Origin of the sequence: Pseudomonas sp. Wu6 (assembly GCF_019891515.1) — a bacterium.
GTDB lineage: Bacteria > Pseudomonadota > Gammaproteobacteria > Pseudomonadales > Pseudomonadaceae > Aquipseudomonas > Aquipseudomonas orientalis_A.
This window is the reverse complement of record NZ_JAFLXH010000005.1, coordinates 47,063-71,816: the sequence shown is the minus strand read 5'-3', so window position 1 is coordinate 71,816 and position 24,754 is coordinate 47,063. Positions and strand designations below refer to the sequence as shown.

General features: G+C 60.1%; 32 protein-coding genes. 14 read left to right on the top strand and 18 right to left on the bottom strand.

Annotated elements, in window-relative coordinates; all coding sequences use genetic code 11:
- Positions 1-6 precede the first annotated feature (6 nt).
- Genes J1G34_RS04770 through J1G34_RS04760 form a run of 3 tightly spaced genes read right to left on the bottom strand, consistent with a single transcriptional unit; the run spans position 7 to position 1,119 of the window.
- On the bottom strand, positions 7-627 hold the full coding sequence (locus tag J1G34_RS04770; RefSeq protein WP_065892629.1) for an SOS response-associated peptidase: 621 nt from the start codon (positions 625-627) through the stop codon (positions 7-9).
- 37 nt (positions 628-664) lie between these two features.
- The gene (locus tag J1G34_RS04765; RefSeq protein ID WP_065936821.1) at positions 665-925 is read right to left on the bottom strand and encodes a putative signal transducing protein; all 261 of its coding nucleotides are present in this window, start codon (positions 923-925) and stop codon (positions 665-667) included.
- Positions 926-936: 11 nt separating this feature from the next.
- Positions 937-1,119 (bottom strand): CPXCG motif-containing cysteine-rich protein, encoded by a 183-nt coding sequence (locus J1G34_RS04760; RefSeq protein ID WP_065885807.1) that lies wholly within the window; start codon positions 1,117-1,119, stop codon positions 937-939.
- A gap of 132 nt (positions 1,120-1,251) precedes the next feature.
- Here J1G34_RS04760 and J1G34_RS04755 point away from each other — a divergent pair, with 132 nt between their 5' ends.
- On the top strand, positions 1,252-2,415 hold the full coding sequence (locus J1G34_RS04755) for a 1-acyl-sn-glycerol-3-phosphate acyltransferase (RefSeq protein WP_170876029.1): 1,164 nt from the start codon (positions 1,252-1,254) through the stop codon (positions 2,413-2,415).
- Positions 2,416-2,489: 74 nt separating this feature from the next.
- Here J1G34_RS04755 and J1G34_RS04750 read toward each other — a convergent pair whose 3' ends face one another.
- The gene (locus J1G34_RS04750) at positions 2,490-2,738 is read right to left on the bottom strand and encodes a hypothetical protein (protein ID WP_122560659.1); all 249 of its coding nucleotides are present in this window, start codon (positions 2,736-2,738) and stop codon (positions 2,490-2,492) included.
- Positions 2,739-2,922: 184 nt separating this feature from the next.
- Here J1G34_RS04750 and J1G34_RS04745 point away from each other — a divergent pair, with 184 nt between their 5' ends.
- On the top strand, positions 2,923-3,132 hold the full coding sequence (locus tag J1G34_RS04745) for a hypothetical protein (RefSeq protein WP_065885804.1): 210 nt from the start codon (positions 2,923-2,925) through the stop codon (positions 3,130-3,132).
- A gap of 57 nt (positions 3,133-3,189) precedes the next feature.
- Here J1G34_RS04745 and J1G34_RS04740 read toward each other — a convergent pair whose 3' ends face one another.
- Positions 3,190-3,774, bottom strand: coding sequence for a YajG family lipoprotein (locus J1G34_RS04740; RefSeq protein ID WP_057724591.1), 585 nt, complete (start codon positions 3,772-3,774; stop codon positions 3,190-3,192).
- Positions 3,775-3,956: 182 nt separating this feature from the next.
- Here J1G34_RS04740 and J1G34_RS04735 point away from each other — a divergent pair, with 182 nt between their 5' ends.
- Both J1G34_RS04735 and mqo read left to right on the top strand, forming a co-directional pair.
- Positions 3,957-4,190 carry a hypothetical protein gene (locus J1G34_RS04735; protein ID WP_065885803.1) on the top strand — a complete coding sequence of 78 codons (234 nt, stop codon included), beginning with the start codon at positions 3,957-3,959 and terminating at the stop codon, positions 4,188-4,190.
- A gap of 702 nt (positions 4,191-4,892) precedes the next feature.
- On the top strand, positions 4,893-6,431 hold the full coding sequence (gene mqo, locus J1G34_RS04730; protein ID WP_065885802.1) for a malate dehydrogenase (quinone): 1,539 nt from the start codon (positions 4,893-4,895) through the stop codon (positions 6,429-6,431).
- A gap of 103 nt (positions 6,432-6,534) precedes the next feature.
- Here the strand turns inward: mqo and J1G34_RS04725 are convergent, their stop codons facing one another.
- The 3 genes from J1G34_RS04725 to J1G34_RS04715 all read right to left on the bottom strand — a co-directional run bounded on the left by J1G34_RS04725 (position 6,535) and on the right by J1G34_RS04715 (position 7,958).
- Positions 6,535-6,822 carry a PA4642 family protein gene (locus tag J1G34_RS04725; protein ID WP_128875773.1) on the bottom strand — a complete coding sequence of 96 codons (288 nt, stop codon included), beginning with the start codon at positions 6,820-6,822 and terminating at the stop codon, positions 6,535-6,537.
- A gap of 107 nt (positions 6,823-6,929) precedes the next feature.
- The gene (locus J1G34_RS04720) at positions 6,930-7,397 is read right to left on the bottom strand and encodes a WbuC family cupin fold metalloprotein (RefSeq protein WP_065892633.1); all 468 of its coding nucleotides are present in this window, start codon (positions 7,395-7,397) and stop codon (positions 6,930-6,932) included.
- Between the two features lie 3 nt (positions 7,398-7,400).
- Positions 7,401-7,958: a hypoxanthine-guanine phosphoribosyltransferase gene (locus J1G34_RS04715; protein ID WP_065885799.1), complete on the bottom strand. Its 558-nt coding sequence runs from the start codon at positions 7,956-7,958 to the stop codon at positions 7,401-7,403.
- Positions 7,959-8,121: 163 nt separating this feature from the next.
- On the opposite strand from J1G34_RS04715, the gene upp reads away from it, so the two are divergent.
- Positions 8,122-8,760 carry a uracil phosphoribosyltransferase gene (gene upp / locus J1G34_RS04710; RefSeq protein WP_003188608.1) on the top strand — a complete coding sequence of 213 codons (639 nt, stop codon included), beginning with the start codon at positions 8,122-8,124 and terminating at the stop codon, positions 8,758-8,760.
- Positions 8,761-8,762: 2 nt separating this feature from the next.
- A complete protein-coding gene (locus J1G34_RS04705) occupies positions 8,763-10,037 on the top strand; it encodes a uracil-xanthine permease family protein (RefSeq protein WP_065885798.1) in 1,275 nt (424 codons plus the stop codon).
- Positions 10,038-10,549: 512 nt separating this feature from the next.
- Here the strand turns inward: J1G34_RS04705 and hisC are convergent.
- The 10 genes from hisC to J1G34_RS04655 form a co-directional block, all read right to left on the bottom strand.
- Positions 10,550-11,602, bottom strand: coding sequence for a histidinol-phosphate transaminase (gene hisC, locus J1G34_RS04700; RefSeq protein WP_065892634.1), 1,053 nt, complete (start codon positions 11,600-11,602; stop codon positions 10,550-10,552).
- Between the two features lie 3 nt (positions 11,603-11,605).
- Positions 11,606-12,925, bottom strand: coding sequence for a histidinol dehydrogenase (hisD, locus tag J1G34_RS04695; protein ID WP_065892635.1), 1,320 nt, complete (start codon positions 12,923-12,925; stop codon positions 11,606-11,608).
- 127 nt (positions 12,926-13,052) lie between these two features.
- Positions 13,053-13,688: an ATP phosphoribosyltransferase gene (gene hisG, locus J1G34_RS04690; RefSeq protein ID WP_003188599.1), complete on the bottom strand. Its 636-nt coding sequence runs from the start codon at positions 13,686-13,688 to the stop codon at positions 13,053-13,055.
- 215 nt (positions 13,689-13,903) lie between these two features.
- A complete protein-coding gene (gene murA / locus J1G34_RS04685; RefSeq protein WP_065892636.1) occupies positions 13,904-15,169 on the bottom strand; it encodes a UDP-N-acetylglucosamine 1-carboxyvinyltransferase in 1,266 nt (421 codons plus the stop codon).
- Positions 15,170-15,192: 23 nt separating this feature from the next.
- The gene (locus J1G34_RS04680) at positions 15,193-15,432 is read right to left on the bottom strand and encodes a BolA family protein (RefSeq protein ID WP_003188597.1); all 240 of its coding nucleotides are present in this window, start codon (positions 15,430-15,432) and stop codon (positions 15,193-15,195) included.
- 115 nt (positions 15,433-15,547) lie between these two features.
- On the bottom strand, positions 15,548-15,853 hold the full coding sequence (locus tag J1G34_RS04675) for an STAS domain-containing protein (RefSeq protein ID WP_065885794.1): 306 nt from the start codon (positions 15,851-15,853) through the stop codon (positions 15,548-15,550).
- Positions 15,850-16,497: an MlaC/ttg2D family ABC transporter substrate-binding protein gene (locus J1G34_RS04670; RefSeq protein WP_065897290.1), complete on the bottom strand. Its 648-nt coding sequence runs from the start codon at positions 16,495-16,497 to the stop codon at positions 15,850-15,852. The genes J1G34_RS04675 and J1G34_RS04670 overlap by 4 nt, the downstream gene beginning before the upstream one ends.
- An 11-nt stretch (positions 16,498-16,508) precedes the next feature.
- Complete coding sequence (mlaD, locus tag J1G34_RS04665) at positions 16,509-16,976, bottom strand: outer membrane lipid asymmetry maintenance protein MlaD (RefSeq protein WP_065885792.1); 468 nt, start codon at positions 16,974-16,976, stop codon at positions 16,509-16,511.
- Positions 16,976-17,773 carry a lipid asymmetry maintenance ABC transporter permease subunit MlaE gene (gene mlaE / locus J1G34_RS04660; protein WP_057724578.1) on the bottom strand — a complete coding sequence of 266 codons (798 nt, stop codon included), beginning with the start codon at positions 17,771-17,773 and terminating at the stop codon, positions 16,976-16,978. The genes mlaD and mlaE overlap by 1 nt, the downstream gene beginning before the upstream one ends.
- Positions 17,773-18,582 (bottom strand): ATP-binding cassette domain-containing protein, encoded by an 810-nt coding sequence (locus J1G34_RS04655; RefSeq protein ID WP_057724577.1) that lies wholly within the window; start codon positions 18,580-18,582, stop codon positions 17,773-17,775. Before J1G34_RS04655 ends, mlaE begins: the two co-directional genes overlap by 1 nt.
- A 310-nt stretch (positions 18,583-18,892) precedes the next feature.
- On the opposite strand from J1G34_RS04655, the gene J1G34_RS04650 reads away from it, so the two are divergent.
- The 8 genes from J1G34_RS04650 to ptsN all read left to right on the top strand — a co-directional run bounded on the left by J1G34_RS04650 (position 18,893) and on the right by ptsN (position 24,753).
- Positions 18,893-19,867 carry a KpsF/GutQ family sugar-phosphate isomerase gene (locus J1G34_RS04650; RefSeq protein ID WP_065885791.1) on the top strand — a complete coding sequence of 325 codons (975 nt, stop codon included), beginning with the start codon at positions 18,893-18,895 and terminating at the stop codon, positions 19,865-19,867.
- Positions 19,868-20,392, top strand: a complete 525-nt coding sequence (locus J1G34_RS04645) for a KdsC family phosphatase (RefSeq protein ID WP_003171809.1) — start codon at positions 19,868-19,870, stop codon at positions 20,390-20,392.
- A gap of 8 nt (positions 20,393-20,400) precedes the next feature.
- Positions 20,401-20,973, top strand: a complete 573-nt coding sequence (gene lptC, locus J1G34_RS04640) for an LPS export ABC transporter periplasmic protein LptC (protein ID WP_065885790.1) — start codon at positions 20,401-20,403, stop codon at positions 20,971-20,973.
- The gene (gene lptA / locus J1G34_RS04635; protein WP_065885789.1) at positions 20,960-21,493 is read left to right on the top strand and encodes a lipopolysaccharide transport periplasmic protein LptA; all 534 of its coding nucleotides are present in this window, start codon (positions 20,960-20,962) and stop codon (positions 21,491-21,493) included. Before lptC ends, lptA begins: the two co-directional genes overlap by 14 nt.
- On the top strand, positions 21,493-22,218 hold the full coding sequence (gene lptB / locus J1G34_RS04630; RefSeq protein ID WP_004372092.1) for an LPS export ABC transporter ATP-binding protein: 726 nt from the start codon (positions 21,493-21,495) through the stop codon (positions 22,216-22,218). Before lptA ends, lptB begins: the two co-directional genes overlap by 1 nt.
- 184 nt (positions 22,219-22,402) lie before the next feature.
- On the top strand, positions 22,403-23,896 hold the full coding sequence (locus J1G34_RS04625) for an RNA polymerase factor sigma-54 (protein WP_057724573.1): 1,494 nt from the start codon (positions 22,403-22,405) through the stop codon (positions 23,894-23,896).
- 76 nt (positions 23,897-23,972) lie between these two features.
- A complete protein-coding gene (gene hpf, locus J1G34_RS04620) occupies positions 23,973-24,278 on the top strand; it encodes a ribosome hibernation-promoting factor, HPF/YfiA family (protein WP_003171804.1) in 306 nt (101 codons plus the stop codon).
- Positions 24,279-24,288: 10 nt separating this feature from the next.
- Complete coding sequence (ptsN, locus tag J1G34_RS04615; RefSeq protein WP_065897284.1) at positions 24,289-24,753, top strand: PTS IIA-like nitrogen regulatory protein PtsN; 465 nt, start codon at positions 24,289-24,291, stop codon at positions 24,751-24,753.
- Position 24,754: the final 1 nt, after the last annotated feature.

Genomic DNA, 24,754 nt, shown 5'->3' with positions numbered 1-24,754 from the left:
TCAGGCTCAAGCCGGGGTCAGGCACTCCGGCCCGTTGAGCTTGGGATCGTTGACCATATTGGCCAGCACCCGCTCGCGCAACGCGGCAGGCTCAGCGGCCAGCAGACTTTGCAGCACATGCAGCGGCGTCTCGGGGTCCAGCCAGGCAGCCTGCCCCGCCTCGTCCAGGATCAACGGTCGGCGCTGGGCCTGCGCCGCTTGAGTGATGACCGCCGTGCTCAACCACACCTGCTCCTGCACCGGGTACGCTTCCCAGATCGCCGCAAAAAACAGCGTGGAGCCTTCCCCCGGTGTCAGCCAGTACGGGCGCTTGCGCTGGGTGCCGCGCCATTCGTAAAACCCGTTGGCGGGCAGCAGGCAGCGGCGCTGGCGGAACGCTTCGCGAAACATCGGCTGTTCGGCCACGGTTTCGGCGCGGGCGTGGGCGGGTGTGCGGGAGAGGTCGGTGAGCCACGGCGGTGTGAGCCCCCAGCGCGCACGCGCCAGGCTGAGCTGGCCATCGATGGCACGCTGGATCAGCACCGAATCATTGGGGGAGATATTCCACTGGGCCTGCTGGTCGGCCGGGAAACCCGGCAAGGCAGCAAAGGCGGGGTTCCAGCGAAACAGGGCATAACGTCCACACATGGGGCAACACGACTCTTGGGGTAAACCGACCGACAGCCTAACAGACCAATACGTCGGGCAAGCTGTCGGCGTCATCAAAGGGTAAGGGCTGCGCGCCGTTATAGGCGGTTATGAGCTCGCGTGCGCAAGCGGCTTGATCATTATCGACCTCCAGTCCCAGCAAGCCGAAGATCGGCAGCTCACCCGTCCCACCGAGCAAATGGCGGCCCACCAGGTGCGCCTCGATGCCTTCGCTGGCAAGCATCTGTTGCAGCAGCTCGCCTTCCATGAGGTTTTCCGGTTCGTAGATTCGCTGCATGGATATACCTGTCAGTCATTCTCGCTGCGGGTTTCGAGCATCCACTCTTCACCATGGACCTGCAGGTCGAAGGTGATCGGTCGGCAACACACCTGGCAGTCCTCGATATAAACCTGATCACCGCCGGACAAATCCACCGTCGTTTCGACCGTTTCCCCACAATAAGGACAATCGTACAGCGCAGTTTCCAGCATCGCAGTCTCCCAGGTGACTTGTGCGTATAATCGCCGGTCTATTGACAGGGCTATTGCCGGCTGAGCCCGTTTACTCACGCCGCCCCTGGTATTTCCTTTACTTACCCTAGCCGTTTCTAACAAGAGAGCATGATGGGCGAATTCGATACCATCCGACCTTACAACGACAGCGAAGTCCCCGCAGTACTGGACCGACTGTTCAGTGACAAGGCCTTTCTGGACATCCTGACTCACTTTCGCTTCCCGCGCTTTGCCGGCGCGCTGGGCTGGCTGCTCAAGCCGATGATCGCGCGCAAACTGCGCCGTGAGTTCGCCGGCGTCACCACCGTGGCGACGCTGCAGGATAAAGTCGAGTATTACGTCGACCATACTATCGACCGCGCGACCGACGGCGTGACCTACACCGGCGTCGAGCAATTGAAGTCCGGCACCGCCTACCTGTTCCTGGCCAACCACCGTGACATCGTGATGGACCCGGCCTTCGTCAACTACGCCGTCTACCATGCCGGCCTGCCGACGCCGCGCATCGCCATCGGCGACAACCTGCTGCAAAAACCGTTTGTCAGCGACCTGATGCGCTTGAACAAGAGCTTCATCGTGCACCGCTCGATCACCGGGCGAAAGGAAAAGATGGCGGCCTACCAGTTGCTGTCGGCCTACATCAACCATTCGATCCGCAACGACTGCCAGTCGATCTGGATCGCCCAGGCGGAAGGCCGGGCCAAGGATGGGGATGATCGCACCGAATCGGCGATCCTCAAGATGTTCCACGTCAGCCGCAAGGACGAGCCGTTCGCCGAAGTCATCCAGTCGTTGAACCTGACGCCGGTGTCGATCAGCTATGAGTATGATCCGTGCGACGCCGCCAAGGCGCGCGAGTTGTATATCCGCGCCACCACCGGCACCTACAGCAAGGCGCCGGGCGAGGATGACGTGAGCATTGCGCTGGGCATCACCGGCTACAAAGGCCGGGTGCACGTGAATTTCGCGCCACCGATTACCGAGCGCTTCGAGGACACCAAGTTGCTGGCGGTCGAAATGGACCGGCAGATTCTCGGCGGTTATCGGCTGTTCCCGGTGCACTACCTGGCTTACGCCCAATGGAACGATGCCGACCCGCAACTGGACGTGCCCAAGGCCGAAGACGTATTCCCGGCCGATGAACTGGCCAAGGCGAAGGCCGAGTGGGAACGGCGCTTGAATGAATGCCCGTCCGAGCATCGTCCGTACCTGGTGACGCAATACGCGACGCCGGTGCGTAATCAATACCGGGTCAAGGCCGGGATCCCTCTGTAGACTTCGATCAAAATGTGGGAGGGAGCAAGTCGAATCGTCGCACCGCCCCTCCCACATTTGAATCCCAAGTGTTCCTAGAAGTGGGTACTGAGCCAGGAAATGGCCAGCGCCAACCCCAGCATAGCGAAGCCGACACGGTAAGCCTGGCGATGCGCCCGTTCGGTGCGCGTGTCCAGAAACAACATCGGCTGGTCAATGGCGCGTTCTTCACTTTGCGCGGTGAGTTCGGCCATCGCCCGTTGCGCCCGCAGGCGAGTGATGAACAGCAGTATGGCGCCGCAGCAGGCAACCATCAGGGCAACAGCATTGATCAGCAGCGCCATCGCAAAACCTCGGCGAAACAGTATTCGGGTATCGGTCCAGATACGAACCTGAACGATAGTGGCTCCCTGCGCCTTTAATGCTCCCTCCCCGTTGACGGTTTAATGTATCCAGTAATTTACAGCGTCACCTGAACGTCACCTTAACAGGCCACTCTGTTGCCCTTCGACGCTTGAGGAGCTTGTCATGCTGCACGCGCAAAACCAGGACCGGCTGTATCTGATCGCCCCGAGCGATGAACAGGAAGCCCTGATCGGCGGCCTTGCCTTCAATGTCCAGGACCGCCATTGGCTGGTGTATTGCGCCCTCGCCGGGCACCCGCATGCCGACTTGCCGGAGCTGGACTTACTCACGGGCGTGAGCATGCTGGATTTTTACGTCGATACCGCCGCCTGAAAGCGACAGGCATAAAAAAACCGGGCTCAGCGATGAGCCCGGTTTTGCGTGAACAGCTTATTGCGAACTGAGCAACTGGCCGATGCTTGGGTCCTTGAACAGTCGGGTCAAGGCATCGCTGAGCACGTCGCTGACCAGCTTGGTGTTGGTTTCCTGGTTCGGCGACATGCCGAAGCGCTGGTTGAGGGAGGCGGCATAGCGGCCGCTGTAGCGACGGGTACCGGCGCTGACGTCGGACTTGAAGGTAGCGCCGATGGACGCTTCGGTCACATACAGGCCTTCCTTGGGCGACTGGTATTTCAGTTCGGCCAGGGTAACGGTCAGTTGCGGCGCACCGGGCGAATTGGTCGGGGTAAAGCCCAGCAGGCGCACAGCGGCTTCAGCCTGGGCCTGCAGCTTGGGCAGCACGTCCTGGCCGGTCACCGAAATCAGCGCGGTCTCCGGGTACAGGCCGCCACGCGAACCGAGGGTCGGTGACGGGCGACCGTCCACTACACGCACCGATACAGGCTGGCCGTGACCGACCGGGGCCAACTGCGCCGTGACTTTAGGTTGCGGGCTGAGTTGTTGCGGGCTGTTGGCGCAGCCAACCAAAGCCAAACTGGTCACAGTGATCAAACCGAACAACAGGCGTTGCAACATACTCATTTCTCCAGGACTAGGCGCACACAGGCCGCCAGTATAACGGTGCACGCGCATCACCCACCAGCGATCCTGAACCGCAGCTGAAGACATCGGCAAATTACAATTTCCCATCAAAACGTCATTCCCCTGTCATGCCAGACTGACAACCTTCAAGCATGTAACGCAACCGGTACACAGCCATGCGCCTTCTCAAGTCACTGTTCCTGTCACACAGCCGCCACCGCCACTTTGCGCTGCTCGATGCCCACGGTCATTGCCTGGCGTTCAAGCAATGCAGCCTGCCGCCCGTCGGTGAAGGCTGGGTCGAAGTCGCGGAGACGCATCTGGGCTGGATGCACCGCCCGCTGCCGGCCAGTGCCAGGGTCAGCCCTCAGTTTGTACGCGCACAATCGCACCAAGCGTTGGCCTCCTGACCGGCGCACTAATAAAAGTCATAAAACACGCCCATTTCCCTGGCGTTCTTCGCTACAATCTCCCCCCGATTATAAGGACGTCTCCTGATCGGGCCCCGCAGCATCGTTATTGCCTCGGCATTAACCTCCAAATCGCCCACAGAGAGCCGCCCACACAGATCGAGTGAAGCTGGCGTGCTTGCTGTTTCCTGTGCAAACCACCCGTCTTTATCGAATCTGCCAGAGCTGCCATTGCGCTCGGCCACTTGAGTTGTTTGCCCGTTTTGCGGGCCAGGTGCCAGGCTGGGGCAGCCCTTTTTTGAGGTTCACGTCTTCAAAAGAGCGTGAAAAAAACGGGTTTTCACAACTTCACAAGAGTGTGGCGAGCAAATGAATAGTTTGGCGTTTGTACAAGCACCATCAGCGTCTGAAACAGCCCAACACAGGACCGAGCGTTCCTCAATAACCGGAGCTTGAGCCTGTCCGCTACGGATTGGTTGCACGAATCGCACGCTTTGACCATAAGTCGAATTGCCACAGGCGCCCATGAATGCGTTCATAGGCAGATTAGCCGGGCAGGAAGCGTGCGCTGAAGTTGCAAAGAATTGCGAAACGGACATGGCGATCCTGGCCATGGGTAACCTGGGGCAACACGTGAACCGCCCCGTCACTCCTGGCAGCCATGCCGTCAATTTGGTGCTGCAGATTTTGGAGACGCGTTAAATGGCGCATAACGAAGCAGTCGACGTAGTTCTGGTAGGGGCCGGCATCATGAGTGCCACCCTGGCCGTACTGCTCAAGGAGCTCGACCCCGGCCTCAAGCTGGAAGTCGTTGAGCTGATGGACTCGGGTGCCGCGGAGAGTTCCAACCCGTGGAACAACGCCGGTACCGGCCATGCCGGGCTCTGTGAGCTGAACTACACGCCGCAGGCCGCCGATGGTTCCATCGACATCAAGAAAGCCGTGCACATCAACACCCAGTTCGAGGTGTCAAAACAGTTCTGGGCGTACCTGGCCAAAAAGGGCACCTTTGGTTCGTGCAAGTCCTTTATCAGCCCGGTCCCGCACTTGAGTTTCGTGCAGGGCGACAACGGCGTTGCCTTTCTCAAGAAGCGTTTTGAAACCCTCGTCCAGCATCATGCGTTTTCGGACATGCACTACACCGAAGACCGCAGCGAGATGGCCGAGTGGATGCCGCTGATGATGCCGGGCCGCCCGCTCGACGAAAAAATCGCCGCCACCCGCGTGATCAATGGCACCGACGTCAACTTTGGCGCCCTGACCAACCAACTGCTCAACCACCTGACCAGTTCGCCGGACGCTCAGGTCAAGTACTGCAAGCGCGTCACCGACCTCAAGCGCAATGGTGCGGGCTGGACCGTCAGCATCAAGGACGTCAACAGCGGCAACAGCCGCGAAGTGGATGCCCGCTTCGTGTTCCTCGGCGCCGGTGGCGCGGCCCTGCCGCTGCTGCAGGCTTCGGGCATCGAAGAAAGCAAAGGCTTCGGCGGTTTCCCGGTCAGCGGCCAGTGGCTGCGCTGCGATAACCCGGAAGTGGTCAAGCAGCACCAGGCCAAGGTTTACAGCCAGGCGGCCGTGGGTTCGCCACCGATGTCCGTGCCGCACCTGGACACCCGCGTGGTGGATGGCCAGAAGTCGCTGTTGTTCGGCCCCTACGCGGGGTTCACCACCAAGTTCCTCAAGCACGGCTCGTTCCTGGACCTGCCGATGTCGATCCGCGCCGGCAACATCGGCCCGATGCTGGCGGTGGCTCGCGACAACATGGACCTGACCAAGTACTTGGTCAGCGAAGTGCGCCAGTCCATGGAGCAGCGCCTGGAATCCCTGCGCCGCTTCTACCCCGAAGCGAAAGCCGAAGACTGGCGCCTGGAAGTGGCCGGCCAACGCGTGCAGATCATCAAGAAGGACCCGAAGAAAGGCGGCGTGCTGCAATTCGGCACCGAGCTGGTTGCCGCCGCGGATGGTTCGCTGGCGGCGCTGCTGGGCGCCTCGCCGGGCGCTTCGGTGACGGTGTCGATCATGCTGGATTTGATCGAGCGCTGCTTCCCGGAGAAAGCCAACGGTGAATGGGCGACCAAGCTGCACGAGATCTTCCCGGCACGCGAAAAAGTGCTGGAGACGGATGCCGAGCTGTATCGCACGATCAATACGCAGAACAACATCAGCCTTGAGCTGGTGGAGCCTGTAGGAGCGAGCTCGCTCGCGAAAAACGTCAACGATAACGCAGCGCAAGTGGATTAACGCGGCGCTCTCAGGTTCTTCGCGAGCAAGCTCGCGCCTACCGTTAAAAGCGAAACGCCCCGGACTCTTATGAGGCCGGGGCGTTTTTTATTGCTTCGGCTAATCAGCCGCGAGCGTTGTCGATCAGCGCGATGTACTCGGCGGCGTGGCGCTGGTCCTTGATCAGGTCGACAAAGGTCTGGCCCTGCTCGTCCTTGCCGTCCAGGTCCAGGCCAGCTTCCTTGAAGAACCCCAGGAAGCGCTCGAAGTCGTCGATACGCAGGCCGCGATAGGCCTTGATCAGTTTGTGCAGGGACGGAGAAGTCGCATCGATCGGTTCGAAGTTCAGGAACAACTTGATCTGGTCGTCGCCGATCTCGTCACCGATCACCTGTATTTTATCTTTACGCATTACCGACTCCAGCCTGCAGACATTGACACGGGGTTTGAAGTCTACCTGTGGTGCACAGGCTTCGAAAGCGTTGAAGAGCCCCCTCCCACATTTGGATTTTGGTCAGTTCAATCGAACTGAGCGAGCATCCAGCGTTGGTAGTCGGCCACACCGGCATCGCCTTCGCGCGGTGCCCAGGTGGCCAGCTCACCCTCACCCACCGGCCGATAAGGCCCGGCCTTGCATTCGAACATCACCGTATCGGGTTCCAGCACCGCCAGGCCATGGAATACGCCGGGCGGCAGGTCGACGCCCGCGCACTCGCCGCCCGCCTGCATGACGCGCTTGGCGAGGACTTCACCGGTTTCGCTGAATATCAGCAAACCCAAGCGGCCCTTGAGCACCAGCAAGGTTTCCGCCTTGTCCGCGCTCAGGTGCCGATGAGGCGGCACATAGGTACTCGGTTGCAGGGCCACGGCGAGGCGATGACACGGCTCTTCCATCTGGTGGAAGTTGTGATGGTGCCGGCCACGGGGGCTGTCGCCCGCTTTCTCGGCCAACTCTGCAAATAAGGTCTGATCAAGAAAACGGGCCATCGATTACATTCCTTTAACGGCGTAGATGCCATTGGCGTTACGCCAGTAGCCCTTATAGTCCATGCCATAACCGAAGATATAGCGGTCGATGCACGGCAGCCCGACGAAATCGGCTTTCAGCTCGGGGCGCGCCTTGCGATCGTGGTCTTTGTCGATCAGCACGGCGGTGTGCACTTTACGCGCGCCGGCATGTTTGCAGAAGTCGATGATCGCGCCCAGGGTATGCCCTTCGTCGAGGATGTCGTCGATGATCAGCACATCACGGTCGATAAACGACACTTCCGGCTTGGCTTTCCAGAACAGATCGCCGCCACTGGTTTCGTTGCGATAGCGGGTGGCGTGCAGGTAAGAAGCTTCCAACGGAAATTGCAGATGGGTAAGCAATTTGCCGGCGAAGATCAGGCCACCGTTCATCACGCAGAAAACCACTGGGTTGGTGTCGGCCATTTCGCGGGTGATGTGCGCGCCGACCTTGGCAATCGCTGCTTCGACCTGCGCTTCGGTGTACAGGCAGTCAGCCTCGTGCATGATTTGACGGATATGCTCGAGATCAGCGGACATGGCGCTCTCCAGGGGGTGCTGTGGCAAGAAAAGCGGGCGAAGGTACGCTTCTACTGCGCTCCAATCAAGCCTTTATGGACTAACGTACTTGATGTCTATAGGACAACACCCTCGGATAGATTAATCTAGGCCGGTTTTTTTGCCCGCCGCCGGAGCCTTTCCCATGCCCACTCGCGAGATCCGCCACCCGCTGATCCGACACAAACTCGGCCTTATGCGCCGCGCCGACATCAGCACGAAGAACTTCCGTGAGCTTGCTCAGGAAGTCGGAGCGCTGCTCACTTACGAAGCCACCAAGGATTTGCCCCTGGAGACCTACGAGATCCCCGGTTGGGCCGGTCCCGTACAAGTGGAGAAAATCGCCGGTAAGAAAATCACCGTAGTCCCGATCCTGCGCGCCGGTATCGGCATGCTCGAAGGCGTGCTCAGCCTGATCCCGGGCGCCAAGGTCAGCGCCGTGGGCGTGGCCCGCAATGAAGAAACCCTGCAGGCCCACACCTACCTGGAAAAACTCGTCCCGGAAATCAACGAGCGCCTGGCCATGATCATCGACCCGATGCTCGCCACCGGCAGTTCCATGGTCGCCACCATCGACCTGCTGAAAAAAGCCGGTTGCCGCGACATTCGCGCCATGGTGCTGGTGGCCGCCCCCGAAGGCATCGCCGCCGTCGAGAAAGCGCACCCTGACGTGCAGATCTACACCGCCTCCATCGACGAACGCCTGAATGAACACGGCTACATCATCCCGGGCCTGGGCGATGCCGGTGACAAGATCTTCGGCACCAAGCAGAAGGACGCGTGACCATGCAGGATGAATTCAACGACCCGCTTTGGCGCCAGATCCTGTCTGGCGCACAGATGCTCTTCGTAGCATTTGGCGCGCTGGTGTTGATGCCGCTGATCACAGGTCTTGATCCAAACGTCGCACTGTTCACCGCAGGCCTGGGCACGTTGTTGTTCCAGGTGGTGACGGGACGGCAGGTGCCGGTGTTCCTGGCATCGAGCTTTGCGTTCATCACCCCGATCATTCTCGCCAAGGGCCAGTTCGGCCTGGCGGCGACCATGGGCGGGGTGATGGCGGCGGGTTTCGTCTATACCTTCCTGGGCCTTGCCGTGAAGGTCAAAGGCACCGGTTTCATCGACCGACTGCTGCCGCCGGTCGTCATCGGCCCGGTGATCATTTCCATCGGCCTGGCCATGGCGCCGATTGCCGCCAATATGGCCATGGGCAAGTCCGGCGACGGCGCCGAGTTGATCCACTACCAGACGGCCATGCTGATCTCGATGCCCGCCCTGCTGACCACCTTGATCGTGGCCGTGTTCGGCAAGGGCATTTTCCGCCTGGTGCCGATCATCTCCGGCGTGCTGGTGGGTTTTGCCATGTCGTTCTACTTCGGCGTGGTCGACACGGCGAAGATCGCCGCCGCACCGTGGTTCGCCCTGCCCCACTTCACCGCGCCAGAGTTCAACTGGCAGGCGATCCTGTTTATCGTGCCGGTGGCCCTGGCCCCTGCGATCGAACATATCGGTGGCGTGATTGCGGTAGGCAGCGTGACCGGTCGCGACTACCTGAAGAAGCCCGGCCTGCATCGCACCTTGCTGGGTGACGGGATTGCCACGACGGCCGCCGGCCTGTTTGGCGGCCCGCCCAATACCACCTACGCCGAAGTGACGGGCGCGGTGATGCTGACCAAGAACTACAACCCGAAAATCATGACCTGGGCCGCGGTGTTCGCGATCAGCCTGGCGTTCATCGGCAAGTTCGGCGCGCTGCTGCAAAGCATTCCGGTGCCGGTAATGGGCGGGATTCTGTGCCTGCTGTTCGGCTCGATTGCGGCGGTGGGGATGAATACGTTGATCCGCCACAGGATCGACCTGGGTGAAGCGCGCAATCTGGTGATTGTGTCGGTGACCCTGGTGTTCGGGATTGGTGGTGTGCTGGTAGGCACCGGCACCGGCCCGGACGATTTCGGCCTCAAGGGCATCGCCCTGTGTGCGGTGGTGGCGATTGGTTTGAACCTGCTGCTGCCGGGCAACGATGGCTGGAAGAACAAGAAACCTGACGAACCGCTGCTCTAACTAAATGCGGGAGGGGGCTTGCCCCCGATGGCAGTGTGTCAGTCAATACATCTATTGACTGACACACTGCCATCGGGGCCTAGGTATCTACACAACTCTGTAACGCTCAACCGTAACCACGATGCGCAGCGAGTCGCTCTTGATCTTGATCTGCTTTTGATCTTGATCTCAGGCGCCCCGTTAAACCACGCTGGCCGAACGCAGGCTTGAATCCGTGGGTAACCCGGCAGGACGCCGGGTTAGCCGCACTGGGCCATGGATGGCCCATTGCGGCGGCCCACGGATTCAAGCCGGAGTGAGGGCACACCGAGCCTAAGCGAGGTGCCGAGTGGTGGGGCAAGAGCCCTTTGCTTACTTTGGGGCTTTTCCAAAGTGAGCCGCCGTCAGGGCGGAACCCTAAGTGGCCGTTACCGCAGAAACGGATATGTACTCGATCTGATCCAACATCCTGGTCGGCACAGAGGCCGCCATCGGGGGCAAGCCCCCTCCCACATTTTTATCTCCAGTGTGGCTTAGAGCTCGCCCAGGCCATCAATCAGCGCCTGGTTCTGCTCCGGCGTTCCGATGCTGATCCGCAGGAACTGGGCAATCCGTTCCTGCTTGAAGTGCCGCACGATCACACCCTGCTCACGCAACCTGGCCGCCAGGCCGGCAGCGTCGTGTCGCGGGTGACGAGCGAAGATGAAGTTGGCCGCTGACGGCAGCACTTCGAAGCCTTTATCTTCCAGTTGTGCGACCACCTTGTTGCGGCTGTCGATCACCCATTGGCACGTCTTCTCGAAGTACTCACGGTCCTCGAACGCCGCCGCCGCGCCTGCAATCGCCAGCCGATCCAGCGGATAGGAGTTGAAGCTGTTCTTGACCCGCTCAAGCGCCTCGATGAGGTCCGGGTGGCCCACGGCCAGGCCCACCCGCAAACCGGCCAGTGAGCGCGATTTGGACAGTGTCTGGGTCACCAGCAAGTTGGGGTAGCGGTCCACCAGGCTGATGGCCGTCTCGCCGCCGAAGTCGATATAGGCTTCATCGACCACCACCACCGAGTCCGGGCTGGCCTTGAGGATCTGCTCCACGGCGTCCAGCGCCAGCACGCAGCCGGTCGGCGCGTTCGGGTTGGGGAAAATGATCCCGCCGTTGGGCCGCGCATAGTCGGCCACGCGAATCTGGAACTGCTCGTCCAATGGCACCGCGTCGAAGGTGATGCCATACAGGCCGCAATACACCGGGTAGAAGCTGTAGCTGATATCCGGAAACAGCAGCGGCAGGTCGTGCTGGAACAAGCCGTGAAAGATGTGCGCCAGGACTTCGTCGGAACCGTTGCCGAGGAAGACCTTGCCCGCATCGATCCCGTAATGGCTGGCTACGGCCTGCTTGAGCAGGTCGCTGTTGGGGTCCGGGTACAGACGCAAGTTGTCGTTCAACTCGGCCTGCATCGCCGCCAGCGCCTTGGGCGATGGGCCGTAGGGGTTTTCGTTGGTGTTGAGCTTGACCAGTTTGGTCAGCTTCGGCTGTTCACCGGGCACGTATGGCACCAGATCCTTGACGAAAGGGCTCCAGAATTTACTCATGCCTTATTTCCCCTCTTCAAGAATGCGGTATTCAGCACTGCGCGCGTGGGCGCTCAGCGACTCGCCACGGGCCAGCACCGACGCGGTCTTGCCCAGTTCGGACGCGCCCTGGGGCGAACAGAAGATGATCGACGAGCGCTTCTGGAAGTCATACACCCCCAGCGGCGACGAAAAACGTGCGGTGCCGGAGGTCGGCAGTACGTGGTTCGGGCCTGCGCAGTAGTCGCCCAGGGCTTCACTGGTGTGGCGCCCCATGAAGATCGCGCCGGCGTGACGAATCAACGGCAGCCAGGCCTGTGGGTCCGCCACGGACAGCTCAAGGTGCTCCGGCGCGATACGGTTGGCCACTTCGATGGCTTGCTCCATGTCGCTCACCAGAATCAGCGCGCCGCGGCCATTGATCGATTTCTCGATGATCTCGGCGCGCTCCATGGTCGGCAACAGCTTGTCGATGCTGGCGGCAACCTGGTCGAGGAAGTCGGCGTCGGGGCTGACCAGGATCGCCTGGGCGTCTTCGTCGTGCTCGGCCTGGGAGAACAGGTCCATGGCGATCCAGTCCGGGTCGGTCTGGCCGTCACACACCACGAGGATTTCCGAAGGCCCGGCGATCATGTCGATACCGACCTGGCCGAATACATGGCGCTTGGCGGTGGCCACGTAGATATTGCCCGGGCCTACCACCTTGTCGACCTTCGGCACGCTTTCAGTGCCATAGGCCAGGGCAGCCACTGCCTGGGCGCCGCCGATGGTAAACACCCGGTCGACACCGGCGATGCAGGCGGCGGCCAATACCAGTTCGTTGAGTTCGCCACGCGGGGTCGGCACCACCATGACGACCTCGGTCACCCCCGCCACTTTGGCCGGGATCGCGTTCATCAAAACCGACGACGGGTACGAGGCTTTGCCGCCCGGCACATACAGGCCGGCGCGGTCCAGCGGCGTGACCTTCTGGCCCAGCACGGTGCCATCGGCCTCGGTGTAGCTCCAGGAATCCTGCTTCTGTTTTTCGTGATAGCTGCGCACCCGCGCCGCCGCCACTTCCAGCGCTTCACGCTGGGGCGCAGTGATACGCGTCAGGGCCAGTTCCAGGCGTTCACGGGGCAGGATCAGGTCGGCCATGGACTTGACGTCCAGGCCGTCGAACTGACGGGTGAAGTCCACCAGTGCCGCATCGCCGCGCTCGCGCACGGCTTTGATGATGTCGAGCACCCGCTGGTTGACCGAGTCGTCGGACACGCTTTCCCAGCTCAGCAGATGATCCAGATGATGGGCGAAATCCGGGTCGGCAGCGTTGAGTCGGGCAATTGCAGTGGACGTGGTCATAGCGAGGGCCTCATAGGATTGGCAAAAAACTCAGGCGCCCTAAACTACCGTTCGCTCCGCTTGGGCACCTGAGAATTCTGGCTATGAGGCGGATAGACGGGCGCAGCCTTTGGGCTACGCGGGTGAGTCAACCGCGGTGTCGAGACTCCACTGCCTTGCGCAGGGTGTCGATCAACGCCTGGATACGGGCGTGCTGCATCTTCATCGATGCTTTGTTGACGATCAGGCGCGAGCTGATGTCGGCAATGAAATCCTGGGGTTCGAGACCGTTGGCGCGCAGGGTGTTGCCGGTGTCGACCACGTCGATGATCTTGTCGGCCAGGCCAATCAGCGGCGCCAGCTCCATCGAGCCGTAGAGCTTGATGATATCGACTTGGCGGCCTTGTTCGGCGTAGTAGCGTTTGGCGACGTTGACGAACTTGGTCGCCACGCGCAGGCGGCCCTTGGGTTCGACATCGCCGACACGGCCGGCGGTCATCAGTTTGCACAGGGCGATACGCAGGTCCAATGGCTCGTAGAGACCCTGGCCACCGTATTCCATCAGCACATCCTTGCCGGCGACACCCAGGTCGGCGGCGCCATGTTCAACATAGGTCGGCACGTCGGTAGCCCGCACGATCAGCAGGCGCACGTCGTCCTGGGTCGTGGGGATGATCAGCTTGCGGCTCTTGTCCGGATTCTCGGTCGGCACGATGCCCGCTTCAGCCAGAAGCGGCAACGTGTCGTCAAGGATGCGGCCCTTGGACAGTGCGATGGTCAACATGGGAAATGTCAGTCCTTCATCAGGCTATTGCTGTCCGGTCGCAAACGGCGCCAGACACAGATCGAGGCCGTTACAGCCTCGATTTGAAACAAACCAGTGTGTGTGTAGGAGCGAGCTTGCTCGCGAAGAACTCATGGACACCGCGTTCATTCTGGATATACGCGTTATCGTTGACGTTTTTCGCGAGCAAGCTCGCTCCTACAGAGCAGCAGGGACTAGCCCGGAACGCGGCGAATTTTAGCGCCGAGCATCTGCAGTTTTTCTTCGATGCATTCGTAGCCGCGATCTATATGGTAGATGCGGTCGATCAGGGTGTCGCCGTCAGCGCACAGTGCCGAAATCACCAGGCTGGCCGAGGCACGCAGGTCGGTGGCCATCACTGGCGCGCCCTTGAGCTTGTCGATGCCGGTAACGATGGCGGTGTTGCCCTCGACCTGGATCTTGGCGCCCATGCGGTGCAGTTCGTACACATGCATGAAGCGGTTTTCGAAGATGGTCTCGATCACGGCGCCGGTGCCTTCAGCGATCGCGTTCAAGGAAATGAACTGCGCCTGCATGTCGGTCGGGAATGCCGGGTACGGGGCCGTACGCACATTGACGGCTTTTGGCCGCTTGCCGTGCATGTTCAGCTCGATCCAGTCTTCACCGGTGGTGATTTCAGCGCCGGCTTCCTTGAGTTTTTCCAGGACGGCTTCGAGGATGGTCGGATCGGTGTCCTTGACCTTCACGCGACCACCGGTCACGGCAGCGGCAACCAGGTACGTGCCGGTCTCGATGCGGTCAGGCATGACTTTGTAGGTGGCGGTGTGCAGACGCTTTACACCATCAATAGTGATGGTGTCGGTGCCGGCGCCGGAAACCTTCGCGCCCATGGCGTTGAGGAAGTTGGCCAGGTCGACCACCTCCGGCTCGCGCGCGGCGTTTTGCAGGACGCTGCGGCCGTTGGCCAGGGCAGCGGCCATCATGATGTTCTCGGTACCGGTCACGCTGACGGTATCAAAGAAGAAATTCGCGCCACGCAGGCCGCCTTCCGGCGCCTTGGCCTTGATGTAGCCGCCTTCGACGTCGATGACCGCGCCCATGGCTTCCAGGCCACGGATGTGCAGGTCGACCGGACGCGAGCCAATGGCGCAACCGCCAGGCAGGGCCACTTCGGCTTCACCGAAACGCGCGACCATCGGGCCGAGTACCAGAATCGACGCACGCATGGTTTTCACCAGTTCGTACGGCGCGATCAGGGTCTTGATGGTGCGAGGGTCGATTTCGACGGACAATTTCTCGTCGATCACAGGCTCGATACCCATGCGACCGAACAGCTCGATCATGGTGGTGATGTCGTGCAGGTGCGGCAGGTTGGCCACAGTCACAGGGCCGTCGCACAGCAGGGTCGCCGCCAGGATCGGCAAGGCAGAGTTTTTCGCACCGGAAATGCGGATTTCGCCATCAAGGCGGGCACCACCGGTAATAATCAATTTATCCATAAGAATCTCGACGCCTTGGGGGCTCAGGTGCGCTCGGCCCAGGCCGCGCGGCTGAAAAATTTCATAGTGACCGCATGGATGCTGCCATCGGTGATCCATGGGTTCAAATGGGCATAGATCTGCTGCTGACGCTTGACCGGGCTCAATGCCGCCAGTTCATCGCTAATCACGTTCAGCTGGAAATTGCAGCCTTCGCCTTCAACTTCTACAGTCGTTTCCGGCAGCTTTCCTTCAAGGAAGCTCTTAACTTCTAGGGCCTGCATGCTCAACCTCTATCGGCGCCCAGTGCGCACGGGTCGCACATCATACAAAAAAGCCCCGCGCCTGCGAACCCCGCATAGCAGGACTCTGACGGGGGGCTTTTTTGATAAATGTGTATTAAGGGTGTGCCAACAGCTCGGTCAGACCGGAAACCTCGGCAATCTCGCGCATGTCTTCAGGCAATGCACGGATACTGAGTGGCTTTTTTGCCGCTTCGGCATCACGCATAAAGCACAGCAGCAACGACAGCCCGACGCTGCTGGACTTGGTCACCGCCGAGCAATCGACCACCAGCGCAGGCGCGCTGCTGGCCTTGATCAGTGCCTGGCCCTGCTTGCGCAGGTCAGGCCCGGTGCGGTAATCGAGCACGCCGCTGAGCAACAGCTCGCCGGCGTCGCCGATACGAACAGCCGACTCGGTCATTGCGCTGGCTTCCCGGCTTCCTTATCGGAAGTTTCCTTGGCCTTGGCCACTTCACCGGCCCAACCATCGATGGTCTTGTCCAGGTCGTTGCCATTGCGCTGCATCGCGTCGGCGAACTGATCACGGAACAGCTTGCCGATATTGATGCCGTTGATGATCACGTTGCGCAGCTTCCACTCGCCCTTGACCTTCTCCAGGGTGTACTGCACAGGGTACACGGCGCCATTGTTGCCCTTGACGCTCATGTTGACGCTGGTGCGGTCACCCGACTCATCCCCGGCCGGAGCCACGGTAATGCCCTGGTTGTTGTATTCAAGCAAGGCGTTGCCGTAGAACTGGAACAGCCCGCGCTTGAAGTTTTCCTGGAAACGCTGCATCTGCGCAGGCGTGGCCTTGCGCGAATACTTGACGGTCATGATGCTGCGGGAGATGCCTTCGGCATCGACCACAGGACCGACAATGCTGTTGAGCGCGTTGTAGAACAGGCTCGGGTCCTGTTTGTACTTTTCCTTGTTGGCCGACAGGTCAGCCAGCATTTTGTTGGTGGTGTCCTGCACCAGTTCGTGGGCGGAACCGGCTGCGTTGGCCATCAACGGCAGCGCTGCAAGCAGCACCAGAAGGCCGCGTCGCAAGGTAGAGATCATGAACAGATTCCTCATTTGGCGTCTTTATTGACCGTGTTGAGCAGGAATTTACCGATCAAGTCTTCAAGTACCAACGACGACTGTGTGTCGTGGATTGTCGAACCATCCTTGAGCAGGGCTGTTTCCCCGCCAACGCTGAGACCGATGTACTTCTCGCCCAGCAGACCCGCAGTGAGGATGGATGCGGTGGAGTCCGTCGGCAGATTGTCCACCTTCTTGTCCACTTGCATCGTCACTCGCCCGGTGAAGCTGTCGCGATCCAGATCGATTGCCGTGACCTTGCCGACGGTTACGCCAGCCATGGTCACTTTAGCTCTGACCGTCAAACCGGCGATATTGTCGAAGTACGCGTAAAGTTTATAAGTGTCGGCGGTGGGGCTGGCCGACAGGCCACTGACCCGCAGGGCCAGCAACAGTAAAGCCAGGATGCCAGCCAGCAAGAAAAGGCCGACACCGATTTCCACAGTGCGGTTTTGCATCAGAAATCTCCAAACATCAAGGCAGTCAAAATGAAGTCAAGGCCCAGTACCGCCAGCGAGGCGTACACAACGGTCTTGGTGGTGGCGCGACTGATCCCTTCTGAAGTGGGTTCACAGTCATAGCCTTGGAATACGGCGATCCAGGTCACTACAAAGGCGAAGACGATGCTCTTTATGATGCCGTTGAGCACGTCGCCCGTGAAGGTCACGCTGTTTTGCATGTTGGCCCAGTAGGAACCGTCATAGACGCCCAACCAGTCCACCGCCACCCACGAACCGCCCCAGATTCCGACCACGCTGAAGATCATCGCCAGCAACGGCAGGGAAATGAAGCCGGCCCACAGGCGCGGGGCAACAATGTACTTGAGCGGGTCCACGCCGATCATTTCCAGGCTGGACAGCTGCTCGGTGGACTTCATGTTGCCGATTTCGGCGGTCAGCGCCGAACCGGCACGCCCGGCGAACAACAACGCGGTGACCACCGGCCCCAGTTCACGCAACAGCGTCAGGGCGACCATCTGCCCTACCGCCTGCTCGGAACCGTAGCTGGACAGAATGTTGAAGCCTTGCAGCGCCAGCACCATGCCGATGAACACCCCGGAGACCACGATGATCACCAGGGACATCACGCCAACCGCATGCAGTTGCTTGAGCAGCAAGCCAAAGCCGCCACCGATACCGCCGCGACCGAGCAGGGCGTGGAACAGAAAAATAGTCGAACGCCCGAGGACTTCGACGATGTCGATGCCCGAGCGACCGAAAAGGCGAACCTTCTCGATAATAGATGTTTTGCGCATCAGCGCTTCCCCAGGAGATCTGCGCGGTAGTCCGCTGCCGGAAAGTGAAAAGGCACCGGGCCATCGGGATCGCCGGTCATGAATTGACGAATGCGCGGGTTATCGGCGTTCATCAGCTCTTCCGGCGTGCCCTGCCCCAGCACCTGGCCATCCCCCACGACATAGAGGTAGTCGGCGATGCTCGCGGTTTCGGCCAGGTCGTGGGACACCACGATGCTGGTGATCCCCAATGCGTCGTTGAGCAGGCGGATCAGGCGCACCAGCACGCCCATGGCGATCGGGTCCTGGCCCACGAAAGGCTCGTCATACATGAGGATCTGCGGGTCCAGCGCGATGGCTCGCGCCAGGGCGACGCGACGCTTCATGCCGCCGGACAATTCGTCAGGCATCAGGTCGATGGCCCCGCGAAGCCCTACCGCCTGCAGTTTGAGCAGCACAATGTCACGAATCATCTCATCGGACAGCTGGGTGTGCACCCGCAGCGGGAACGCAACGTTTTCGAACACATCGAGATCGGTAAACAGCGCGCCGCTCTGGAACAGGACCCCCATGTGCTTGCGCGCATCGAACAGATCGCTGCGCGACAGGGTCGGCAGGTTCTGGCCGTTGACCCACACTTCGCCGGCACTGGGGCGCAATTGCATGCCCATCAGGCGCAGCAAGGTGGTCTTGCCGCAACCGGAAGGCCCCATGATGCCCGTGACTTTTCCGCGAGGAATGCGAATATCGACGTTATTGAAGATGCTGCGCGTACCGCGCTTGAAGGAAAGGCCCTTCAGCTCGACCGCGTAGGCGTTATCGGCACTCATCTAATCTCCTTGGGATGCAGCCTTTCACTCAGACACCATGTATGCGACTTTCGTTTACCGCGGATGCGCAAATGTTTGCGCCATGGGTTGGAAGGACCGAACTGGCCGCGAACTATATCACTGCTGGTACAGCGCCCCCAAGGCCGGAACAGTGCTTGTTCAGATTCAGGACAGCGAAAAAAACGTAGCGGGTTGTGATATTGAGACGAATCCGGGAGGCCTTCGGAATAAAGCCTGACGAACTTGCGTGAGGGAATTGATCATTACCGCTATAATCGCCGACTTTTCGTCAGGCTATACGATTTCAGACATGAGCCAATCCAGCGACCTTATTCAATCCGCACAACGCACCATCCGCCTCGAGCTGGAAGCCGTAGAAGGTTTGCTGGCCCATATCGACGCAGATTTCGTACGCGCCTGCGAGATGATTCTGGCCAGCAAAGGCCGCGTTGTCGTGGTTGGCATGGGCAAATCCGGCCACATCGGCAACAAGATCGCCGCGACGCTGGCAAGCACCGGCACCACGGCGTTCTTCGTGCACCCGGCCGAGGCCAGCCACGGCGACATGGGCATGATCACCCGGGATGACGTGATTCTGGCACTGTCCAACTCGGGCACCACCAACGAAATCGTGACCCTGCTGCCGCTGATCAAGCGCCTGGGCATCAAGCTGATCAGCGTCACCGGCAACCCGGACTCGACGCTGGCCAAGGCCGCCGAAGTGAACCTGAACGTTCATGTCGCCCATGAAGCCTGCCCACTGAACCTGGCGCCCACCTCCTCCACGACCGCCGCACTGGTCATGGGCGACGCCCTGGCGGTGGCCTTGCTGGAAGCCCGCGGATTCACGGCTGAAGATTTTGCTTTTTCCCACCCCGGCGGCGCCCTGGGCCGTCGCTTGCTGCTGAAAGTGGAAAACGTCATGCATGCGGGCGATGAATTGCCCCACGTACAACGCGGCACCCTGCTCAAGGATGCGCTGATGGAAATGACCCGCAAGGGCCTGGGCATGACCGTGATCCTGGAAGCCGACGGGCGACTGGCCGGCGTGTTCACCGACGGCGATTTGCGTCGTACCCTGGACCGCACCATCGACATCCACACCGCGACCATCGATGCCGTGATGACGCCCCACGGCAAGACCGCCCGCCCCGAGATGCTGGCGGCCGAAGCCCTGAAGATCATGGAAGACCACAAGATCGGCGCGCTGGTGGTGGTCGATGACAATGACCGCCCGATCGGCGCCCTGAACATGCACGACTTGTTGCGTGCAGGAGTGATGTAAATGACCAGCGACCTGTTGCAACGCGGTAAACACATCAAGTTGGCGATATTCGACGTCGATGGCGTGCTGACCGATGGCCGCCTGTACTTCCTCGAAGACGGCAGCGAATTCAAGACTTTCAATACACTCGACGGCCAGGGCATCAAGATGTTGATGGCCGCCGGCGTGCAAACCGCGATTATCAGTGGTCGAAAGACCCCCGTTGTGGAACGCCGCGCACAAAACCTGGGGATTGCTCACCTGTATCAGGGCCGCGAGGATAAACTGGTGGTGCTGGACGAGCTTCTTGGCCAACTCAACCTAAGCTATGAACAGGTCGCCTATCTGGGTGACGACCTGCCTGACCTGCCGGTGATCCGCCGGGTAGGCCTGGGCATGGCCGTCGCCAATGCCGCAGCGTTTGTGCGTGAACACGCCCATGGCATTACCACCGCCCGTGGCGGCGAGGGTGCCGCCCGCGAGTTCTGCGAATTGATCCTGCGTGCCCAGGGCAGTCTTGAAGCGGCCCACGCCGCCTACTTATAGAGCCTTATATGCTGAGCAAAAAGATTCGCAACTTTCTGTTATTCGGGGTCATCGCCGCGCTGTTCCTCGCGGTGGGCTACTGGAATATCAGCCCGGAGCGCTTTCTCGACAAACCTGTCGTGCAGGTTGATGAAAGCATCATCGATAACTTCGCCACCAACACCCACACCGTGCAGTTCCTGCCCGATGGCAAGGTGCAGTACGTGCTGGCCTCCGACAAGGTCGAGCGCTTGAAGGCCTCGGAAGTCAGCCTGCTGACCAATCCGGACCTGAACCTCTACCGTGGCACCGAACTGCCGTGGCATGTCACCAGCCTGCGTGGCGAGGTCAATCCGGACGGCACCCAGATCGAACTGATCGACTCGGTACGCGTCGCACGTACAGACGCGCAGAAGCGTGACACCATCATTACCAGCAGTCGCATGACGGTATTCCCACAACAGCAATATGCGCAGACCGAGCAAGACGTTAGAATCGACGGCGCTGGCGGTGTATCGACTGGCAAGGGAATGAAAGCGTATTTGAAAGAAAGCAGGATACACCTGCTATCGAACGTAAGAGGACAGTATGAGGCTCGTTAAAACCCTCCCTATTTTGCTCGGTCTGGGCGCAGCACTGGGAAGCGTGAGCGCCTGGGCTCTGCCGAACGATAGCCAGCAACCGATCCACATCTCGGCTGACGATGCGCAGCTGGATGACAAACAAGGCGTCGCGACCTACACCGGTGGCGTCATCATCACCCAGGGCTCGATGAAGATCACCGGTAACACGGTGACCCTGACGCGTACCCAGGCCGGCGATATCGATGTCGTGACCTCGGTGGGCAACCTGGCTTACTTCGAGCAGCAGCAAAAGGCAGAAGACCCAGGCCCGATGAAGGGCTACGGCAAGACCATTCAATACCATGCCCAGCAAAATCGCATCGTATTGATTGACCAGGCCAAGGTACTCAGTGCCGACGGCAACTCGACCGAAGGCGAGAAAATCGTCTACAACACCAAGACCCAGGTCGCCCAGGCCGGTCGCGCCAATGGCAACAAGCTCAGCACACCTCGCCCACGGATCGACATGGTCATCCAGCCGAAGAAGAAGGCCGAGTAATGGCAACCCTGAAAGCCCAGCATCTGGCCAAGGCCTATAAAAGCCGTCAGGTGGTACGCGATGTGAGCCTGTCGATCGACAGCGGCCAGATCGTCGGCTTGCTCGGCCCCAACGGCGCCGGCAAGACTACCTGCTTCTATATGATCGTCGGGCTGGTCCAGGCGGACCAGGGACGCGTATTGATCGACGACCTGGACGTCAGCCACCAGCCAATGCACGGCCGTGCCCGCGCAGGTATCGGCTATCTTCCCCAGGAGGCGTCGATCTTCCGCAAACTGTCGGTGGCCGACAACATCATGGCGATCCTCGAGACCCGCAAGGAACTCGACCGCGATGGCCGCCGCCAGGAGCTGGAAAGCCTGCTGCAGGAATTCCACATCAACCATATTCGCGACAACCTCGGCATGAGCCTGTCCGGGGGTGAGCGTCGTCGTGTGGAGATCGCCCGCGCCCTGGCAACCGCGCCGAAATTCATCCTGCTGGACGAACCGTTTGCCGGTGTCGACCCGATCTCGGTGGGCGATATCAAGCAGATCATCCATCACCTCAAGGCAAAGGGCATTGGTGTGTTGATCACCGACCACAACGTGCGTGAAACCCTGGATATCTGCGAAACCGCTTACATCGTCAACGATGGGCAACTGATCGCCGAAGGTGATTCCGCGACGATCCTGGCCAACGAGCTGGTGAAAGAAGTTTACCTCGGTCACGAGTTCCGCCTGTAGACACGGTGATATCGGGCCATTGGCAAGAGTGCGAGCGAGTCAATGAAAACCTCGGTTTTTTTATTGTTACCGCGCTCTAGGCAAAGGCCCTGATTTCAGGCATATAATTTGCTTATGTTTGGCGCTCACGCGCCCTGTCGTGGATGGCGCATTGCGCCGGCGAATAAGGTGTTAAGCCCCTGCCATGAAACCATCGCTAGTCCTGAGAATGGGCCAGCAGCTGACGATGACACCGCAGCTGCAACAGGCCATCCGCCTGCTCCAATTGTCGACCCTGGACCTGCAACAGGAAATCCAGGAGGCCCTGGAGTCCAATCCGATGCTCGAACGCCAGGAAGAAGGCGACGACTTCGACAACACAGACCCTTTGGCCGACAACATCGAGCAAAAGCCCAATCCCGACGTGCAGGAACCGTCCTATCAGGAAACCGCCCCTACGGTGGATAACCTCGAGGACGGCGAATGGAACGAACGCATTCCCAACGAGCTTCCCGTGGATACCGCCTGGGAAGACGTGTACCAGACCAGCGCCAGCAGCCTGCCCAGCAATGATGATGACGAATGGGACTTCACCACCCGTACGTCCGTGGGCGAAAGCCTGCAGAGTCACCTGTTGTGGCAACTGAACCTGGCGCCGATGTCCGACACCGATCGCCTGATCGCCGTCACCCTGATCGATTGCATCAACAACCAGGGCTATCTGGACGAGACGCTGGAAGAAATTCTTGAGGCGTTCGACCCGGAGCTGGATATCGAGCTGGACGAGATCGAAGCCGTCCTGCACCGCATCCAGCAATTCGAGCCCGCCGGGATTGGCGCCCGTACGCTCAGCGAGTGCCTGTTGCTGCAACTGCGCCAACTGCCGGCCAAGACCCCCTGGCTGGCTGAAGCCAAGCGCCTGGTCAGCGACTACATCGACCTGCTGGGCAGCCGCGACTACAGCCAGCTGATGCGTCGCATGAAACTCAAGGAAGACGAGTTGCGCCAGGTCATCGAGCTGGTGCAGAGCCTCAACCCGCGCCCGGGCTCGCAGATCGAGTCCAGCGAAGCCGAGTACGTCGTACCTGACGTGATCGTGCGCAAGGACAACGAGCGCTGGCTGGTGGAATTGAACCAGGAGTCGGTGCCACGCCTGCGGGTCAACCCGCAATACGCCGGTTTCGTGCGCCGCGCCGATACCAGCGCCGACAACACCTTCATGCGCAACCAGTTGCAGGAAGCGCGCTGGTTCATCAAGAGCCTGCAAAGCCGCAACGAAACCCTGATGAAAGTCGCCACCCAGATCGTCGAGCACCAGCGCGGCTTCCTGGAATATGGTGACGAAGCCATGAAACCGCTGGTGCTGCATGACATCGCCGAGGCGGTCGGCATGCATGAATCGACGATTTCACGGGTGACCACGCAAAAATTCATGCATACCCCACGGGGCATATATGAGCTGAAATACTTTTTCTCCAGCCACGTAAGCACCTCCGAAGGCGGCGAATGCTCGTCCACGGCGATCCGCGCGATCATCAAAAAACTGGTTGCCGCGGAAAATCAGAAAAAGCCGTTGAGTGACAGCAAGATCGCTGGTTTACTGGAGGCACAAGGCATTCAGGTCGCCCGTCGAACCGTCGCCAAGTACCGCGAGTCCCTCGGGATCGCGCCTTCCAGCGAGCGTAAGCGTTTGATGTGACGGGCGGGGCATAGCGTTCCAGTGGCAGGCGCTTTTCGCCTGCCGCTTTATGCACTGGCAACGAAGGAGAAGCTGTATGCAAGTCAACATCAGTGGACACCAACTGGAAGTCACCAAGCCCCTGCGTGAATACACCGAGAGCAAGCTGAACAAGCTTGCGGGGCACTTTGACAAGATCACCAACGTGCAGGTCATCATGGAGGTCGACAAGCTCAAACAGAAAATCGAGGCCACCCTGCACGTACCGAATGCCAAACTCGTCGCCAATGCGGAACATGAAGATATGTACGCGGCGATTGACTCGCTCTACGACAAGCTCGACCGCCAACTCATAAAGCATAAGGAAAAGAATCTGCACCTGATGCAAGGTACAGGTCGTTAACCCTCCCCCCATGATCCGACTTGAAACCATCCTGACCCCCGGCCGTTCCCTCGTGAACGTGCCGGGCGGCAGTAAAAAGCGCGCCCTTGAACAAATTGCTAATCTGATTGGGCGTGAAGTGCCCGAGCTGGATACGCAAGCTGTATATGAGGCATTGATTGCACGTGAAAAACTCGGCTCCACCGGTTTTGGTAACGGCATCGCCATCCCCCACTGCCGCCTAAAAGGCTGCGAAACACCGGTCAGCGCTCTGCTGCACCTGGATCACCCTATCGATTTCGACGCCATCGACGGTGCCCCGGTTGACCTGCTGTTCGTCTTGCTGGTCCCGGAAGCCGCCACCGATGCCCACCTGGAACTGCTCCGGCAGATCGCCAGCATGCTCGACCGCAAGGAAGTGCGCGATAAATTGCGCAGCGCCGGCAGTAACGAGGCGCTGTATCAGGTCGTCCTGGATGAGCAAAACGGGCAGTAAT

What these genes read in the sequence shown, in the direction of transcription:
- J1G34_RS04770 (WP_065892629.1), bottom strand. Translation starts at nt 627, where the DNA reads ATGTGTGGACGTTATGCCCTGTTTCGCTGGAACCCCGCCTTTGCTGCC.
- J1G34_RS04765 (WP_065936821.1), bottom strand. Translation starts at nt 925, where the DNA reads ATGCAGCGAATCTACGAACCGGAAAACCTCATGGAAGGCGAGCTGCTG.
- J1G34_RS04760 (WP_065885807.1), bottom strand. Translation starts at nt 1,119, where the DNA reads ATGCTGGAAACTGCGCTGTACGATTGTCCTTATTGTGGGGAAACGGTC.
- J1G34_RS04755 (WP_170876029.1), top strand. Translation starts at nt 1,252, where the DNA reads ATGGGCGAATTCGATACCATCCGACCTTACAACGACAGCGAAGTCCCC.
- J1G34_RS04750 (WP_122560659.1), bottom strand. Translation starts at nt 2,738, where the DNA reads ATGGCGCTGCTGATCAATGCTGTTGCCCTGATGGTTGCCTGCTGCGGC.
- J1G34_RS04745 (WP_065885804.1), top strand. Translation starts at nt 2,923, where the DNA reads ATGCTGCACGCGCAAAACCAGGACCGGCTGTATCTGATCGCCCCGAGC.
- J1G34_RS04740 (WP_057724591.1), bottom strand. Translation starts at nt 3,774, where the DNA reads ATGTTGCAACGCCTGTTGTTCGGTTTGATCACTGTGACCAGTTTGGCT.
- J1G34_RS04735 (WP_065885803.1), top strand. Translation starts at nt 3,957, where the DNA reads ATGCGCCTTCTCAAGTCACTGTTCCTGTCACACAGCCGCCACCGCCAC.
- mqo (WP_065885802.1), top strand. Translation starts at nt 4,893, where the DNA reads ATGGCGCATAACGAAGCAGTCGACGTAGTTCTGGTAGGGGCCGGCATC.
- J1G34_RS04725 (WP_128875773.1), bottom strand. Translation starts at nt 6,822, where the DNA reads ATGCGTAAAGATAAAATACAGGTGATCGGTGACGAGATCGGCGACGAC.
- J1G34_RS04720 (WP_065892633.1), bottom strand. Translation starts at nt 7,397, where the DNA reads ATGGCCCGTTTTCTTGATCAGACCTTATTTGCAGAGTTGGCCGAGAAA.
- J1G34_RS04715 (WP_065885799.1), bottom strand. Translation starts at nt 7,958, where the DNA reads ATGTCCGCTGATCTCGAGCATATCCGTCAAATCATGCACGAGGCTGAC.
- upp (WP_003188608.1), top strand. Translation starts at nt 8,122, where the DNA reads ATGCCCACTCGCGAGATCCGCCACCCGCTGATCCGACACAAACTCGGC.
- J1G34_RS04705 (WP_065885798.1), top strand. Translation starts at nt 8,763, where the DNA reads ATGCAGGATGAATTCAACGACCCGCTTTGGCGCCAGATCCTGTCTGGC.
- hisC (WP_065892634.1), bottom strand. Translation starts at nt 11,602, where the DNA reads ATGAGTAAATTCTGGAGCCCTTTCGTCAAGGATCTGGTGCCATACGTG.
- hisD (WP_065892635.1), bottom strand. Translation starts at nt 12,925, where the DNA reads ATGACCACGTCCACTGCAATTGCCCGACTCAACGCTGCCGACCCGGAT.
- hisG (WP_003188599.1), bottom strand. Translation starts at nt 13,688, where the DNA reads ATGTTGACCATCGCACTGTCCAAGGGCCGCATCCTTGACGACACGTTG.
- murA (WP_065892636.1), bottom strand. Translation starts at nt 15,169, where the DNA reads ATGGATAAATTGATTATTACCGGTGGTGCCCGCCTTGATGGCGAAATC.
- J1G34_RS04680 (WP_003188597.1), bottom strand. Translation starts at nt 15,432, where the DNA reads ATGCAGGCCCTAGAAGTTAAGAGCTTCCTTGAAGGAAAGCTGCCGGAA.
- J1G34_RS04675 (WP_065885794.1), bottom strand. Translation starts at nt 15,853, where the DNA reads ATGACCGAGTCGGCTGTTCGTATCGGCGACGCCGGCGAGCTGTTGCTC.
- J1G34_RS04670 (WP_065897290.1), bottom strand. Translation starts at nt 16,497, where the DNA reads ATGATCTCTACCTTGCGACGCGGCCTTCTGGTGCTGCTTGCAGCGCTG.
- mlaD (WP_065885792.1), bottom strand. Translation starts at nt 16,976, where the DNA reads ATGCAAAACCGCACTGTGGAAATCGGTGTCGGCCTTTTCTTGCTGGCT.
- mlaE (WP_057724578.1), bottom strand. Translation starts at nt 17,773, where the DNA reads ATGCGCAAAACATCTATTATCGAGAAGGTTCGCCTTTTCGGTCGCTCG.
- J1G34_RS04655 (WP_057724577.1), bottom strand. Translation starts at nt 18,582, where the DNA reads ATGAGTGCCGATAACGCCTACGCGGTCGAGCTGAAGGGCCTTTCCTTC.
- J1G34_RS04650 (WP_065885791.1), top strand. Translation starts at nt 18,893, where the DNA reads ATGAGCCAATCCAGCGACCTTATTCAATCCGCACAACGCACCATCCGC.
- J1G34_RS04645 (WP_003171809.1), top strand. Translation starts at nt 19,868, where the DNA reads ATGACCAGCGACCTGTTGCAACGCGGTAAACACATCAAGTTGGCGATA.
- lptC (WP_065885790.1), top strand. Translation starts at nt 20,401, where the DNA reads ATGCTGAGCAAAAAGATTCGCAACTTTCTGTTATTCGGGGTCATCGCC.
- lptA (WP_065885789.1), top strand. Translation starts at nt 20,960, where the DNA reads ATGAGGCTCGTTAAAACCCTCCCTATTTTGCTCGGTCTGGGCGCAGCA.
- lptB (WP_004372092.1), top strand. Translation starts at nt 21,493, where the DNA reads ATGGCAACCCTGAAAGCCCAGCATCTGGCCAAGGCCTATAAAAGCCGT.
- J1G34_RS04625 (WP_057724573.1), top strand. Translation starts at nt 22,403, where the DNA reads ATGAAACCATCGCTAGTCCTGAGAATGGGCCAGCAGCTGACGATGACA.
- hpf (WP_003171804.1), top strand. Translation starts at nt 23,973, where the DNA reads ATGCAAGTCAACATCAGTGGACACCAACTGGAAGTCACCAAGCCCCTG.
- ptsN (WP_065897284.1), top strand. Translation starts at nt 24,289, where the DNA reads ATGATCCGACTTGAAACCATCCTGACCCCCGGCCGTTCCCTCGTGAAC.